This is a genomic window from Candidatus Electronema sp. JM (assembly GCF_048287415.1).
Classification (GTDB): domain Bacteria; phylum Desulfobacterota; class Desulfobulbia; order Desulfobulbales; family Desulfobulbaceae; genus Electronema.
Genome location: NZ_JBLWEN010000029.1, coordinates 63,876 through 78,097, shown reverse-complemented (window position 1 = coordinate 78,097; position 14,222 = coordinate 63,876). Strand labels below are relative to the sequence as shown.

General features: G+C 58.9%; 12 protein-coding genes. 3 read left to right on the top strand and 9 right to left on the bottom strand.

Translation table 11 applies throughout. The features are described 5' to 3' along the window. Positions 1-221: 221 nt before the first annotated feature. Positions 222-764 carry a DOMON-like domain-containing protein gene (locus ACNKH6_RS06275; RefSeq protein ID WP_417914690.1) on the top strand — a complete coding sequence of 181 codons (543 nt, stop codon included), beginning with the start codon at positions 222-224 and terminating at the stop codon, positions 762-764. Positions 765-777: 13 nt separating this feature from the next. Here the strand turns inward: ACNKH6_RS06275 and ACNKH6_RS06270 are convergent, their stop codons facing one another. The 8 genes from ACNKH6_RS06270 to ACNKH6_RS06235 all read right to left on the bottom strand — a co-directional run bounded on the left by ACNKH6_RS06270 (position 778) and on the right by ACNKH6_RS06235 (position 11,144). Further along, positions 778-2,613: a DUF3352 domain-containing protein gene (locus ACNKH6_RS06270; protein ID WP_417914689.1), complete on the bottom strand. Its 1,836-nt coding sequence runs from the start codon at positions 2,611-2,613 to the stop codon at positions 778-780. A gap of 97 nt (positions 2,614-2,710) precedes the next feature. After that, a complete protein-coding gene (locus ACNKH6_RS06265; protein WP_417914688.1) occupies positions 2,711-3,307 on the bottom strand; it encodes a histidine phosphatase family protein in 597 nt (198 codons plus the stop codon). Beyond that, positions 3,304-3,945: a methionine biosynthesis protein MetW gene (gene metW, locus ACNKH6_RS06260; RefSeq protein ID WP_417914687.1), complete on the bottom strand. Its 642-nt coding sequence runs from the start codon at positions 3,943-3,945 to the stop codon at positions 3,304-3,306. The genes ACNKH6_RS06265 and metW overlap by 4 nt, the downstream gene beginning before the upstream one ends. Then, a complete protein-coding gene (gene metX, locus ACNKH6_RS06255) occupies positions 3,942-5,060 on the bottom strand; it encodes a homoserine O-acetyltransferase MetX (protein ID WP_417914686.1) in 1,119 nt (372 codons plus the stop codon). The genes metW and metX overlap by 4 nt, the downstream gene beginning before the upstream one ends. Before the next feature lie 140 nt (positions 5,061-5,200). Next, positions 5,201-8,257, bottom strand: a complete 3,057-nt coding sequence (locus ACNKH6_RS06250; RefSeq protein ID WP_417914685.1) for an FAD-dependent oxidoreductase — start codon at positions 8,255-8,257, stop codon at positions 5,201-5,203. Positions 8,258-8,446: 189 nt separating this feature from the next. Continuing rightward, positions 8,447-9,439, bottom strand: a complete 993-nt coding sequence (locus ACNKH6_RS06245) for a cobalt-precorrin 5A hydrolase (protein WP_417914684.1) — start codon at positions 9,437-9,439, stop codon at positions 8,447-8,449. Further along, positions 9,424-10,092 carry a transposase gene (locus tag ACNKH6_RS06240; RefSeq protein WP_417914683.1) on the bottom strand — a complete coding sequence of 223 codons (669 nt, stop codon included), beginning with the start codon at positions 10,090-10,092 and terminating at the stop codon, positions 9,424-9,426. The genes ACNKH6_RS06245 and ACNKH6_RS06240 overlap by 16 nt, the downstream gene beginning before the upstream one ends. Before the next feature lie 20 nt (positions 10,093-10,112). Then, on the bottom strand, positions 10,113-11,144 hold the full coding sequence (locus ACNKH6_RS06235; RefSeq protein WP_417914682.1) for an aminoglycoside phosphotransferase family protein: 1,032 nt from the start codon (positions 11,142-11,144) through the stop codon (positions 10,113-10,115). Between the two features lie 193 nt (positions 11,145-11,337). On the opposite strand from ACNKH6_RS06235, the gene ACNKH6_RS06230 reads away from it, so the two are divergent. Both ACNKH6_RS06230 and ACNKH6_RS06225 read left to right on the top strand, forming a co-directional pair. After that, on the top strand, positions 11,338-13,089 hold the full coding sequence (locus tag ACNKH6_RS06230) for a tetratricopeptide repeat protein (protein WP_417914681.1): 1,752 nt from the start codon (positions 11,338-11,340) through the stop codon (positions 13,087-13,089). A gap of 150 nt (positions 13,090-13,239) precedes the next feature. Further along, on the top strand, positions 13,240-13,929 hold the full coding sequence (locus ACNKH6_RS06225) for a ferredoxin--NADP reductase (RefSeq protein WP_417914680.1): 690 nt from the start codon (positions 13,240-13,242) through the stop codon (positions 13,927-13,929). Here ACNKH6_RS06225 and minE read toward each other — a convergent pair. Continuing rightward, positions 13,926-14,222: a cell division topological specificity factor MinE gene (minE, locus tag ACNKH6_RS06220; protein WP_417914679.1), complete on the bottom strand. Its 297-nt coding sequence runs from the start codon at positions 14,220-14,222 to the stop codon at positions 13,926-13,928. The genes ACNKH6_RS06225 and minE overlap by 4 nt on opposite strands.

Sequence of the window (14,222 nt, the reverse complement as noted above, 5' to 3'; positions counted from 1 at the left end):
CGCCGATGGTCATAATCTGCGCCATGATGCGCAGAGCTTCGTTCATGTCGCTGTCGGCATCCTCAAATCAGGCAAAATGTTTGATCCGGCCCTTCATGGAGCTTGACGCGGACAACAGTATTTACTGCTTATGCAAGAGGAACTTTGCGATATACGGACACGCAGGCAGTCTGTGGGGCACAGTTGGCGTGTCGTTCAACATCATGTTCATAACAGGCACTATGTCAGCGTTAACCCTGCTGCCGCATCCGCAGACCCCAGCTCTTCCGGCTGTCCAACTCACCGGCACTGCCGCCCGCCGCTCTGACGGCCTGCTGATCAGCTATGCGCTGTGCGGCACTTTAGAGGACATTTTGCTGCCGGAGCAGGCGGCTGCGCCCTCACGCCGAGATACTCTCTGGCAGCAAACCTGCTTCGAGCTGTTCGCAGCCCCGGCAGGCTCGTGCCGGTATTGGGAGATCAACCTTTCGCCAGCAGGAGATTGGAACATTTACGCGTTTTCTGCCTGCCGGACCGGAATGCGCGAAGAGCCGTCTGTCATTGCGCTGCCGTTCCGCCTTGAGCGGCAGCCTGCCTCATTGCGGCTGGAGCTTTTCGTGCCGCTTGATGCGCTGGTCGCGCAAACGGAGCTGATTGAGCTGGGCATCACTGCGGTGCTGCAAAGCCGCAGCGGCCAAATGAGCTATTGGGCTTTGACGCACTGCGCCTCTAAACCGGATTTTCATCTGCGGGAGAGTTTCATTCTCCGCCTGCCGCCAGCCTGAGCAGCAGCGAAGATCACCGCCCCGCGCCTGTCTCTTCAGGAATTTTTTCCGCATGAAGGGCCGAGGCTTCAATCAGCAGCTCGCCGGGCCTGACCACGCTGCGCAGGCTGACTGCCCCGCAGGCGGAAAGGCTGTCTAACAGCGGGATAACGACTTGATCAACCAGCACTTTGCTTTTCGCGCCTGCCTGCTCGTCGTTGATTGCCGTCATAGTGCCTGCCCAAGCGGCCAGTTCTTTCAGCGCGTCAACCAAGGCGGAGGCGCGGGCGAAAAACATCAGGTTCGACGGCTGCTTCATGCCTGCCGCCGCAGTTTGAAACACAGCATTTTCCGGCAGCCGCTCGCTTTGTCCTTCCAGAATATCCTCAATCTGCTCGCGGCTGTCCGCCAACAGCAGAAAGCCATCCGCAAAGGCATAGGAAGGCTGCATCATGCCTTGGGCGGCCATCAGGGAAACCACCTGCGTTCCCGCCACCTTGTCCCGGCTGACCGGCAGGCCGGAAGTCAGCTTGGCCAGCAGCCGTTCGGCCTGTTTTTGCTCCCGCACTTCAAGAACAAAGCAGAGCCGAGGCACCGGAAACAGTCCGGTCGTGCTGATGCTGGCGACATTCACGCTGAATTCCCGCCCGAACAGGGAAAGAATTTCGCTCAAACTGAGACCGGTCTGATTTTTGAACCACGATTCGGTGCGGGCGATGGCATCTTCTTTGCCTTCCGCCGTCAGCAGGAGCTGCCAGAAATTTGGCTCCAGCCAGCCGCTCCAAAAGTACAAAGGCAGACTGGCCGGCATCTTGCCTATGGTGCGGTTCAGCATTGGCGCAGCGTCCAGCAGCTCCTTCTGCACTGGTGCAAGCAGCTCCGGCGCAAAACGGACTGCCGTCTTGAACTGCACCGCTTTGCCGTCGCGCTGATGAAAAAAACTCAGGCTGCGCAAGGCGGTGGATGAGGCGTAGGGAATGCCCGCAGTCTCCTCGCCGCCGCCAAACAGGCTGCGCAGGCGGGCAAGATCAGCGTAGAGAAAAAAATCATCCCGCCCCTGCGCCCCGGCCTTCATCTCAACATAATCGCGGCTGCGCAGCATCCCGTTCTGGCGGAAAAAAAAATGGCGGATGAACACCTCAATGCTCCGCCGCACCGGCTGGAGGCTCAACGAGACCACCTGCCTGCCGCCAATCGTCGCGACATGCAGTTTCCGGCCTTGACTTAGCTCGAAAACCAGAATGCCGATGCCGTAATGCCAGAGCAGCTCCGGGCGTTTGCCTGCCACCGTGTTCAGCGCGGCTGAGAACAGCTCCTTGTTTGCATCCGCGTTAGGTGTGGTGATGAGCAGGATATGTTCCGGCAGCGTGCTCAACGGATCGGCTCCCGTTTCCGGCGGCAGCAAGGCGGTCACTGTTCTCCGGCTGAAAACGTCTTGCAGCAGGGGATTGGCCAGCAGCGATTTCGCCTCTGCGGTCTGCTGCTCCAGCATCCGCCGAAAAATGAGCGGCACGCCAAGCTGTTTCAGCACGAAATTCCAACGGATTGAGGCGACTGTCTGTCCGAGAGGCGAGGAAACCAGCGACTGCGCCGCCGCGAACGCGTTTTCTGCATCAAGAGTCAGCAGCGCGTCTTCTGGCACCAGCTCCAGCGGATCAGGCGGCTGCGGCTTCAGCCAGTCGCCGCTGACTGCATGACGAAACAGTGCTGATTCAGCAAGATTCCGCTGGGCATCAGCCAGCCCGCTGCGGGTAGGCAAATATTCCGCAAGCAAGGCGGCAGCCTCATTTTGCCGGGGCCGGACAGCGATGCACCACAGCGCGTCGGCGGCAACCAAGAATATCAGCAGAAAGGGAAGTATGCGCTTCATCAGGCCGCGCTCCGCTTGGTGGTGGAAGTCAGATCGTGTTGTTCATTGTTTCACAACTTGGTGAAAAAGTCAGCAAAAAGGAGCTGTCGGTCAGATTTCACAAATTCAAGCCGCGCAGCACCCCGCCGTCGGAGAACAGCTCCAAAATGGTCAATGAAGCTGGCTGCACGTCAAAGAGCAGGTAGCTGCTTGGCGGCAGGCCAAGGGCGAGACAGAGCATGGTGCGGATCACTCCGCCGTGGGTGACGATGCCGATGCTGCTGCCGGAAGTGCTGCGCAGCTCGGCCAGCTTGGCGTGTATTCGTCCGACAAATGCCTGCACCGCTTCGCCGCCGGGAAAAGCAAAGTCGAGATACTGCTCCTGCCACGCGGCAACACGGGCCGGATCAGCGGCAGCGATTTCGGCAAAGTGGCGCAGTTCCCAATCGCCAAAAACAATTTCCCGCAGCCGAGGGTCATACACCGGCTGGCTGATGCGGCAGCCATGCTCTTGAAGATACGCCAACGTCTGCCGGGCGCGGCGCAGCGGACTGCACTGCCAGCATTCAACCTGGCGCAAATGCGGCTCAATTACGTTGTGCAGGCGGGACAAGCCGCTGCCCGACAACGGCGCGTCGGTGCTGCCGAGCAGACAGCCGGGCGCTGCTGCTGTCGGCCCATGCCGGAGAAGATAGAGCAGGACAGACTGGCTCATGCTGCCGAACCCTTCAAGGCCTTTCTCCCGTCAGCAATCATGAAGATGCCGTAGGTGCTGCGCCAATTCTGGAATTTGCGCACAATCTCGCCTTGAGTTTCGTGGTGATGGCTGCTGATGGCTAACTGCTTCAGGATGATGCCGTCAATTTTCCGCACAAAGATGCGGAAATCTTTGAGAGTGATGATGCGGATGTTCGGGGTGTTGTGCCATTCGTAGGGAAACTGTTCGTTGCGCGGCGCAGCCCCGCTGAGGAGGAATTGCAGCCGCACCCGCCAATGGCTGAAATTAGGAAAGCTGACAATCACCCGGCTGCCGACCGCCAGCAGCACCGGCAGCAGCTTTTCCGGGGCATAGACCTGCTGAAGGGTCTGGCTGAGAACGATGTAGTCAAAATGATTTTCTGGATAATCAGCCACTTCCTCAATGAAGTTGCCGTGCAGCACCGACAAGCCCCGGCTGATGCAGAAGGCGGCGTTGTCCTCGTCCTGCTCAATGCCAACACCGCGCACTTCTTGCTTATTTTGCAAATAAAAGAGCAGATCGCCCCGCCCGCAGCCCAAGTCAAGCACCCGGCTGCCCGGCTTGATCCACGAGGAGATGACTTGCAGGTCAAAGCGCATTCCGGTGTCGCTCATGGCCGCCCTCCTCTGAGAAACCCGGCGATCAGATCGGTCAGCCGTTTGCTGGGGATGAGAAAGCCGTCGTGGCCGCTGTCGGCCTGAATTTCGCAGAAACTCACGTCTATGCTGTTCTTTTTCAGCATCCGCACCAGCTCTTTCGACTGATAGGTGGGATAAAGCCAGTCTGAGGAAAAGGCCGTCACCAGAATGCGGATGCCCGCGTCCGCCATGCTGGTCAGGGTGCCGCTGTCAACCGTGCTGAAATCGAAATAATCTGCGGCCTTGGTGATATAGAGCAGCGAGTTCGCATCAAAGCGGCGGACGAATTTTTCCCCCTGATAGTGCAAGTAGCTCTCAATCTGAAAATTGACATTGAAATCATAGGAGAACGAGCAGCGGTCTTGCAGCCGCCTGCCGAACTTGCGGCGCATGGCCTCGTCGGACAAGTAGGTGACATGGCCGATCATTCGGGCCACGGCCAAACCCAGTTCCGGGCCATCGCCGCCGTAGTATTTGCCCTGCTGCCATTTGGGATCAGCCATAATCGCCTGCCGGGCGATTTCGTTGAAAGCGATGGCCAAGGCGGAATGGCGGGCGGTCGTGGCCAAAAGCACTGCCGAAGCAACCATCTCCGGGTAGCTGGCGCACCATTGCAGAGCCTGCATTCCGCCCATGGAGCCGCCGACCACCGCCAGCACCCGGCTGATGCCAAGATGGTCGAGCAGCATTTTCTGCGCCCGAACCATGTCCTTGATCGTGACCACCGGGAAGTCCATGCCGTAAGGTTGGCCGCTGGCCGGATTGATCGATGACGGCCCGGTGCTGCCCATGCAGCCGCCGATGATGTTGCTGCATAGAACAAAATATTTCCGCGTGTCTATGCCCTTGCCCGGCCCGATCATGAATTCCCACCAACCCGGCTCCCGCGCCTTGCTGTCGCCGCTTTCGTGGCTGGCCACGTGCGAGTCGCCGGAAAAGGCGTGCAGAACAAGGATGACGTTGTCCTTCTGCGGACTCAGCTCGCCCCAGGTCTCGTAGGCCAGCGTGATCGGGCCAAGCCCTGCGCCGCATTCAATCGGCATCAGGTCAGGCGGCCCAGCGAAGGTGAAACTGTTTTTTGCGCCGCTCATGGCCGCGTTCCGTGATTCATCGTTGCTGTCATTGTGAGGTTAATTGGGGCAAGCAGATAAAGTGCCGGTGAGCTGTCAAACGCAAACAGCCCGGACCGCTTCTGCAATCCGGGCTGCTTTTTTCAGAGAAAGCCGCTCAGTTACGCCGCGACTTCCTCTCCAAAGGCCCTGATCTGGGCCATGATGCCGTCCAAGGTGAAGCGGCCCATGTCAATCGCCATCGTTGGGCAGCGGGCGGCGCAGACACCGCAGCCCTTGCAGGAGGCGGTGATGGTGCGGGCCTTGCGCTTGCCGTTGTCATCCTTGTAGATGTTGATGGCCTTGTACGGGCAGAAGGTCTCGCAGGCGGCGCAGCCGATGCACTTCTCCGGGTCAATCTTGGAGACGATGGGCGCGGGCGTGACCGAGCCTTTGGCGAGCGGATGGCAGGCGCGTCCGGCGGCGGCCTGCGCTTGGGCGATGGTCTCGTCCATGCCGCGCGGCGAATGGGCCAGGCCACAGACATAGGTGCCGTCCACGGGCAGATCAACCGGCTGCAATTTGACGTGCGCCTCAAGGAAGAACTTCTCCGCTGTGACCGGCACTTTCAGCATTTTGGCCAGCGCGGTCGGGTCTTCCGGGACAATGCCGGTGGAGAGTGCAAGCAGGTCGGCGTTCAGAGCCAGCTCCTCGCCGAGCAGCGGATCAAAATAACGCACTGTCACCGCGCCGTTGTCCACGCTGACTTCCGGTTTGCGCTCAAGGCTGTAGCGGGTGAAGATCACGCCGAGCTGCCGCGCCTTGCGGTAGTCGTCCTCCATGAAGCCGTAGGCCCGCATGTCGCGGTAGAGGACGATGATCTGCATCTCCGGCTGCAATGCCTTGAGGCGGAGAGCGTTCTTCAAGGCCTGGCCGCAGCAGACCCGGCTGCAATAGGTCAAATCCTCATCCCGTGAGCCGACGCACTGAATCATCACCGCCTGCTTCGCCGCCTTCAGCCCGGCCTGATCTGCAACAAGCCGCTGCTCCAGCTCAATCTGGGTGACAATCTTCGGCGACTGCCCGTAACCATACTGCGTCGGCTGATAGGGATTGCCGCCGGTGGCAAGCACGGTCACGCCGTGGTGAATCAGCGCGCTCGCGCCCTTGCTCTCGACCGTGGTGGTGAAGTTGCCGACATAGCCGGACACCGCTGTCACCTGCGCTTCGGTGTGGACGGTGATTTTCGGATGCGCCTGCACCCGCGCCGTCACCTCCTGCACCGCCTGGCGTGGATCATTGCCGTGGCGGTCGGCGGTGAGCAGCAGGGCCTTGCCGCCAAGCTGCGTGCCCCGCTCAATCAGGGCCACCTCAAAGCCTTGATCAGCAATGGTCAGAGCCGCAGTCATGCCTGCCAAGCCGCCGCCGATGACCAAGGCCGAGGGAGTGACCGGCAGCTGCATCTCCTGAAGCGCGGTCAGGCAGCAGGCTTTGGCCACTGCCATGCGCACGGCATCCTTGGCCTTTGCAGTTGCCCGCTCCGGCTCGTGCATGTGCACCCACGAACATTGGTCGCGGATGTTGGCCATCTCAAAAAGCGAGCGGTTCAGCCCGGCCTCGCGCAGGGTTGCTTGGAAGAGCGGCTCGTGCGTGCGCGGGGTGCAGGCTGCAACCACCAGCCGGTTGAGCTTGTATTTGTGAATGGCCTCAACCAGCACCTTCTGCGCGTCCTGCGAGCAGGAGTACATATTGTCTGTGGCGTACACCACATGCGGCAGGGTGCTGGCGTACTCGGCCACCGAAGGCACCTTGACCACGCCGCCGATGTTGATGCCGCAATGGCAGACGAACACGCCGACTCGCGGTTCTTCCGCGCTGATGTCGCGTTCGTCTGGGAAGACCGCCTTCACCGTCGCGCTGCCCCGCGCCGGAGCAAGCAGCCCTGCGCAGAGAGCGGCAGCCCCGCCTCCCTGGGTGACCGAATCAGGAATGTCTTTCGGCCCTTGGAACGCGCCGATCACATACACGCCCGGCCTGCTCGTGGTCAGCGGCGCATAGCGGTCGGTCTGAGCAAAGAGATACTCGTTCAGATCAATGCCAGCGGCCTTGGCTAATTTATCCGCCTCGTCCGGTGCCTCCAGTCCCTGCGAAAGCACGACCAGATCAAATTTCTCGCAGTGATGCTGGGCATCTTCAGTGGACCACGTCAGCATCAGGCCGCCGCCGAAGACATCCTCAATCTTGGGTGGACGAGCATAAATCACCCTGAACTTGCCCTCTTCGATTGCCCGTTTGCGGGCCGCGTCAAAGCCCTTGCCGTGGGTGCGGATGTCCATGTAAAACAGGGTGATCTCGCAGTTCGGGTCGTGCTCGCGGGCCAAGGTCGCCTGCTTGATCGCGTACATGCAGCAGACTGAGGAGCAGTAGTTGTTGCCGCAGGTCTCGTCGCGGGAGCCGATGCACTGGATGAAGGCGATTTTTTTCGGATGCTTGTGGTCGGAAAGACGAAGGATTTCGCCGCCGGTCGGGCCGGAGGCGCACATCAGCCGCTCATGCTCAAAGGCGGTGACCACGTCGGTGAATTTGCCCAAGCCGTATTTGGCCATAATCTCGTCGCTGACACGGCCAAATCCCGGCGCAAGAATCACTGCGCCGACTGGAATTTCGAGGATTTTCTCGGTGTCATCAAAGCGGATTGCCCCAGCCTGACAAGCCACGGCGCAGAGGCCGCAGGTGTCGTGATTAAGCTTGAGGCAGGCTTTCGCGTCAATGTAGTACGAGGTCGGCACAGCCTGCGAGTAGTCAATGTGCGCGGCGTGATTGACCTGCATGTGCTCATTGAAATCGTTGCCGATTTCCTTCAAACAATACAGGGTACACTGACCGCAGCCAGTGCAGACTTCCTCGTCAATGTAGCGCGGCTGCTTCCTGATCGTGGCGGTGAAATTGCCCGGCCCGCCCTTCAACTCGATTAATTCGGAGAGCGTCAGTATCTCGATGTTCGGATCGCGGCCCGCTTCAACCAATTTGGGCGCGAGAATGCAGAGCGAGCAGTCGTTGGTGGGAAAGGTCTTGTCCAAGCGGGCCATGACCCCGCCAATGGCGGCAGATTTCTCCACCAGATAGACCTTGTAGCCCAGCTCGGTCAGGTCAAGCGCGGTCTGCACACCGGCCACGCCGCCGCCGATCACCATCACTGCGCCGCTGATTTGAGCAGCGTTTTCTGCAATTGCGGTCATGAAAATTCTCCTTCCTACACTGTTTCAAAATCAAAACCGTCCTGCTTGTCGGACGGAAGCCTCATTTTCACAAGAAATCTTTTTCGCACGGCTGACGGGTAACGCACGAATTTAACGTGCATACTGCCATATTGCCGCCAAAATTGCAAGAGAAAATGCGCAGATACTCTCTGCTGCCCGGAAGGGGTTTTAACGTGGGAGGAAAAACGAGACAAGTTCGGCAATCGCCACGGTCACATTGGCGGATTTTCGTTTCCGCACCGCAAGCTGGCCGCCGCCTGCGCTGAGAACAGCCGCCGGTTCGGCCACGGCCTTGGCACCAGTCGCCCGCAGCACTGCCGCCGAGGAAGAGCTGTCCGCTGCGCTGTTGAGCTGCGCGGCAGTGTAAAAATCAAGCGGCAGGCCGCTTTGCTCGGAGAAAGCCAGCAGGCCCGGCTCATCCTGTTTCAGGTCAATGGAGGCCAGCCTGCTGATGGATTGCAAAGCAAGGCCGTTCTCAGCGCAGGCATGGCGCAGGGCTTCGGCAATTTCCGCCGCCGGGGTGTTGCGGTTGCAGCCAATTCCGGCAACCAGCGCCTTGGGATGGAGCAGGGCTTGGCGCGGCCATTGCGCGGTGCGGCAGGTGACGCGCAAATCCGCCTGCTCCCGCTTGTCTATCAGAATGATGTCCGGCGGCAGCGGCGGCAAGGGGTAATCACTGCACAGGGTGATTGAGCCGCTGTTCACCAATTTGGCCATGACCTGCGTCAGGCGGCTTTTGTCGGCCACGATCAGTCCAAGATCACGCGCCCAAATATCCAAGGCGGTTTGCCCCAGCACATCGGACGCGGTGGTGATCACCGCCTGCCCGTTGAGCAGCGCGGCAAGCTGCCGGGCCAGCGCGTTGCCGCCGCCAAGATGGCCAGAAAGCAGCGAAATAGCGAACTGCCCCTGCTCGTCGCAGACCACCACTGCCGGGTCTGTCGTTTTATCGCGGAGCAGCGGGGCGATGCAGCGCACCACGATCCCTGCCGCCATGATGCAGATCAGGCTGTCATAGTCCTGCTGCCAGGCGCGGGCGAGCGTCTCCTGCACTTTGCCCCGGCTGCGTATTTGCTCGCTGCCGGGCAGCAAAGCGGCCAGCCGTTCAGCCAGCAGGCTGCCCCCTTTGGTCAGGGCGATGATGGCTATGCGGGTGGACAAGTGCTCGCAGACTCCGCCTGCAACAAGACATGGAGATCATCCAGCTCCCATTGAGCCGGATTATTCTGGATATATTCGCGAATGCCGTTCAATTCTGTTTCATTGCGGATGATGTGTTCGTAGAAATTTCGTTGCCAGATTTTCTCGCCGATGGTGCCATGCAATTTGTTGCGATGATGAGTGACAGCGGATTTGAATGAACGGACGACAGTTGAGATGGAGCCAGCAACAGGGCGGCCAAATTGTTCCGTCGTCGCCATTTTCGTAGGGGCACGGCATGCCGTGCCGATACGAAAATGATCAAGAACAACAATCCCATGTACATGATTCGGCATCACCGCAAATTCATCCAATGCCGCATGAGGAAAATGCAATGGAATGTCGCGCCAGCATTGCTCGGCAATGTGTCCAGCATCGTTCAGCCGCATTTGCCCATTTTCCACCGCGCCGAATAAGCATTCCTTGCCGCTGGCGCAGATGGTGATGAAATACGCGCCAGCGCTGGTGTAATCATAACCGATCAGACGGATGGAACGGCGGCGGTGAATTTCTGGGTTGAATGACATTTTAGCAGAATGATGGCATTGCAGGGGCGAAAAATTTTTTGCCCCTGCATTTTTCTCACCCGAAGGCGGATGAGGAGTCCAGCTCATGGGTTACAAAAAAGTGCGTATCAGTTTTGGCACGTGAATTTGTTTAAACAGTGCTGGACAGTAGATTTCAGAAAAACATACTCGGTTTTCTGGAACTGAGCAAATAGGTTATGCAGGGAAAAGAGCGCAGGTGGAATATATTGCGCAAAGAACGGCCTGCCGCGCTGGCTGCTGAGAAAGGCGAAGGCGCCGAGGATTTGCAGGTTGCGCTGCACAGCCAGCAATAGATATTCGCGGCGGAATTGTTCGCGGCTGTACGGCAGCAGGGCGTTGAGCGCGTCGAGGTAGTGCTCCAGCAGCGCGTCCTGCATCGCCTGCGGCAGGGCGGCGTAAGGGTCAATCAGCAGCGAGGCAAGATCGTAAGCCAGCGGCCCCAAGCGTCCGGCCTGATAGTCAATGAAGCGCACCTGCCCGTCCAGCACCATGATGTTGCGGCTCTGAAAATCGCGGTGGAGGAAGAAGGAGGCATCGGCCTGCGCGGCTTGATCGGCAAGCTGGGCGAATTCCCGATTCAAGGCGGCTTCATCAATGTCGAGATGGAGCAGGTCGCGGCAGAGTGCGCGGAGGAAGTAGCCGGACTCGCGCTCCAGCATGATGCGGCGGTCATAGCGCGGCGTGTCCCAGCACCAGGCGGGATCGAAGCCCGCGCGGCCACGCACCTGCATCTTGGCCAGCTCGGCCACGGCCTGCTGGTAGAGCGCGACTGCCTCAGCCGAATCCGCCCCGTGCTTCAGCACCACGTCGTGCAGGCGCACGTCGCCAAGGTCCTCGCAGATCAGCAGGCCGCTGGCTTCGTCAAAGGCGAGCGGCTCCGGCACCGGTGCGCCACTGGCGAAGAGATGTCTGCCAATCTTCCAGCCTGCTTGCGCCTCGCGCAGACCGGCGGCATCGCCCGGCGGTGGAGCGGCGGCCACCGCCCGTGCCCCGTCCTCGCGGCTCAGGCGGCAGAAACGGCGGAGCGAGCCGTCCGGCAGCAGCGGCGCAAACTGCGTCCGGCCTGTCCATGCGCCGCCGAGCAGACGGAGGGCGGATTCATGAAAATTATCGAACATGATCTATTGAGGAGCTTGCCAACCAGTTGATTTTATGTAATTGACGACTCGAGTGACACGAAGAGAATCTTAACGTATTAGTTTAAAACAACAAGCAGCATGAATATAAAAATATTGCAACATAAAAATATAGTGTCATAATGGGCGGATGCAGCGGGAATTGGCCTGCGCGCCAGACAAGGACGAACAGAATATGAACGAGATAAGCGTCTGGATTGAACATCTGCGGCACCCGCTGGTTTTGGCGGGCTTCGGGCTGTTTATCTTCGCCCTGATCATCAAGCCGTTGTTTCTGAACAGCAAAAAGCTGAACGGAACGGCAGTTGAGCGGCTGCTGCACAAGGCGATGCTGCTGCTTTTCGTGCTTGCGGCGATGGCGGTTGCGGGCGGACTTGCCCTGAGCTGGAAAGCCACGCCTTCCGCCGTGACAAAGCAGCCGGAGCCGTCCACCGCTGCTGGCGGAATGGAGCTATATGAAAAGCGACTGCGAAATCTGGAGCAGCTATTTTTGGCGCGGGAAGCAGAGGCCGTACCTCTTGATGAGCAGGAACGCCGCTTGAATCAGGTAAAGTTAAAGGCTGTGCAGGCGAAGTTAGCTGATGCAAAAAAGAGCTGGGAGAAAGAGCAGAAGCTCCGCAAGGAAACCGATGAGGCCCTTATTTCTTTGAAAGGGCAATTACCGGCTGAGCAATTGAAGAAGGCCAAGGACAGCTTGGCTCAAGGCGACAAAGAAGAGGCTGAAAAAGCCTTTGATGCGGTAGCCGACAAGGAGAGTGCCGCTGTTGCGCTTGCCGCGCACCAGAGTGGCAAGCTGGCTGAAGACCGCTTGGACTACGCCAAGGCTATGCGCCAGTATAAAAAGGCTGTAACGCTGGAAGAGGCCAACCCGGACTATCTGCTGGCGGCCGAGCAGATGGCCCGCACACTGGGAGACTACGGCCATGCCCAAGAATGGATAGAACGGCTGCTACAGCTCGGCGAGAAGAAAGGCAAAGCTGATACAGAGCTTGCTTTTGCCTTGAATGAACTGGCTTTAGTTTACGATGCGCAAGGCCGTTACGCGGAAGCGGAGCCGTTGTACAAGCGTGCACTTGCGATCAGGGAACAAAAGCTCGGTAAAGACCATCCCGATGTGGCAGACACCTTGAACAATCTGGCTTGGCTGTATTACAGGCAGGCCCGCTACGCGGAAGCGGAGCCTCTGTCCAAGCGTGCTCTGGAGATCAGGGAACAAAAGCTCGGTAAAGACCATTCCGATGTGGCAAGCACCTTGAACAATCTGGCTGCGCTGTACGAATCGAATGACCGCTACGCGGAAGCGGAGCCACTGTACAAGCGTGCGCTTGCGATCAGAGAGCAAAAGCTCGGCAAAAACCATCCTGATGTGGCAAACGCCCTGAATAATCTGGCATTGCTGTATTACGATCAGGGCAACTACGCGGAAGCAGAGCCGCTGTACAAGCGTGCGCTTGCGATCAGAGAACAAAAACTCGGCAAAGATCATCCCGATGTGGCGACTGCCCTGCATAATCTGGCCAAGCTGTATAAAGCGCAGGGCCGCTACGAGGAAGCGGAGCCGCTGTATAAGCGTGCGCTTGCGATCAGGGAGCAAAAGCTCGGAAAAGATCATCCATATATGGCGATTACTTTGAACAATCTTGCCTTACTATATTACGATCAGGGCCGCTACGCGGAAGCGGAGCCTCTGTACAAGCGTGCGCTGGAAATCAGAGAACAAGAGTTCGGCAAAGACCATCATGACGTGGCAATCACTCTGAACAATCTGGCGGAACTGTATGAAGCGCAAGAAAAACATGCTGAAGCCGAGCCTCTGTTTCAACGCGCTTTAGCCATCTTCACGGCCAGTTTACCTGCCGGGCATCCGCACATCAAGAAAGTTCAGGAAAACTACGACGCTCTGAAGAAGAAGATGGCGGGCAGGTAGGGGCGTTTCGCGAAACGCCCCTACAGGAATTTTTTGTCATGCAGGCTGTTTGGCATCAACATGCCGTTGCAGCACAGCATTCAATTCAACCTGCCAGCCCTCGCCACGCGCTTTGAAAAACAACGACAGAACTTGTCAGGAGAATAAAAAATGGCACTGGAATTGTGTTTTGCCGAGCGCATTGTCCGCACTCCGGCGGCGGTCAGTTACCGCTTCAGCCGCCCGCCGGGCTTTGCTTTTGCCGCAGGCCAGTACATGCTGCTCTGGCCGGAGCCGGGCGGCAGTTTGGTGCATCCGCTCTCCTTCAGCGACGGGCCGCAGGAGGATTTCCTTGAATTCACCAAGCGGATGACCGGCTCGGCGTATTGCCAGCTCCTTGAGCGGCTGCGTCCCGGCGATGTGGTCACAGCGAAAGGGCCGGTCGGCAGCTTTTCTGCCGAGGGCAGCGGCGGCAGGATAGTTTGCATCGCGGGCGGCATCGGCATCACGCCGATCCGCAGCATCCTGGCTGAGATGGCGCAGCGGCATGACCGCCGCCCTGTCACCTTGATTTACGGCAATCTGGACGAAAACGACATCGCCTTTGCAGCGGAGCTGGCCGGACTGGCCCTGCCGCAGTTCCGCATGGTTCACGTCCTCCAACATCCGGGCGGCAGGCTGCAAGCGCACAGCGGGCTGATCAGCGCGGAAATCATCCGCAGCGAAGTGCCTGACGTGACTGCGGCAATGTTCCTCATTTCCGGCCCGCCGGTGATGGTCAAAGCCGTGGAAGGCCAGCTTGCCGCGCTCGGCATCAGCCCGGAACGGATCAGAACCGACCGTTTTCTCGGCTACAGCTAAGGCACGCGGGGCGGTTCAGCGGGCGGCGTGTCCGTCCGCTGGCAGGATTTTTCCGGCAGGGCAATGTTCACTTCCAAAATTTCGCAGTCATTCTCCCGGTCCAAGGTGATCGAGACATCATCCTGATTGATATCCACATATTTTTTGATCACCGCCAGGATTTCGTCCTGAAGCTGCGGCAGAAAAGAAGGCCGGTTGCGCTGTATTTTGTCTCTGGCGATCAGGATGCTCAAGCGCTCCTTGGCCACTTCCGCCGAGCGCCGGTTGGCATTGAAATAGTCGAACAAGCCCAT

Excerpts from the sequence above, each read along its gene's own strand:
- metX (WP_417914686.1), bottom strand. The coding sequence starts at position 5,060 with ATGAGCGGCGCAAAAAACAGTTTCACCTTCGCTGGGCCGCCTGACCTG.
- ACNKH6_RS06240 (WP_417914683.1), bottom strand. The coding sequence starts at position 10,092 with ATGAGCTGGACTCCTCATCCGCCTTCGGGTGAGAAAAATGCAGGGGCA.
- ACNKH6_RS06270 (WP_417914689.1), bottom strand. The coding sequence starts at position 2,613 with ATGAAGCGCATACTTCCCTTTCTGCTGATATTCTTGGTTGCCGCCGAC.
- ACNKH6_RS06225 (WP_417914680.1), top strand. The coding sequence starts at position 13,240 with ATGGCACTGGAATTGTGTTTTGCCGAGCGCATTGTCCGCACTCCGGCG.
- metW (WP_417914687.1), bottom strand. The coding sequence starts at position 3,945 with ATGAGCGACACCGGAATGCGCTTTGACCTGCAAGTCATCTCCTCGTGG.
- ACNKH6_RS06235 (WP_417914682.1), bottom strand. The coding sequence starts at position 11,144 with ATGTTCGATAATTTTCATGAATCCGCCCTCCGTCTGCTCGGCGGCGCA.
- ACNKH6_RS06265 (WP_417914688.1), bottom strand. The coding sequence starts at position 3,307 with ATGAGCCAGTCTGTCCTGCTCTATCTTCTCCGGCATGGGCCGACAGCA.
- ACNKH6_RS06275 (WP_417914690.1), top strand. The coding sequence starts at position 222 with ATGTCAGCGTTAACCCTGCTGCCGCATCCGCAGACCCCAGCTCTTCCG.
- ACNKH6_RS06250 (WP_417914685.1), bottom strand. The coding sequence starts at position 8,257 with ATGACCGCAATTGCAGAAAACGCTGCTCAAATCAGCGGCGCAGTGATG.
- minE (WP_417914679.1), bottom strand. The coding sequence starts at position 14,222 with ATGGGCTTGTTCGACTATTTCAATGCCAACCGGCGCTCGGCGGAAGTG.
- ACNKH6_RS06230 (WP_417914681.1), top strand. The coding sequence starts at position 11,338 with ATGAACGAGATAAGCGTCTGGATTGAACATCTGCGGCACCCGCTGGTT.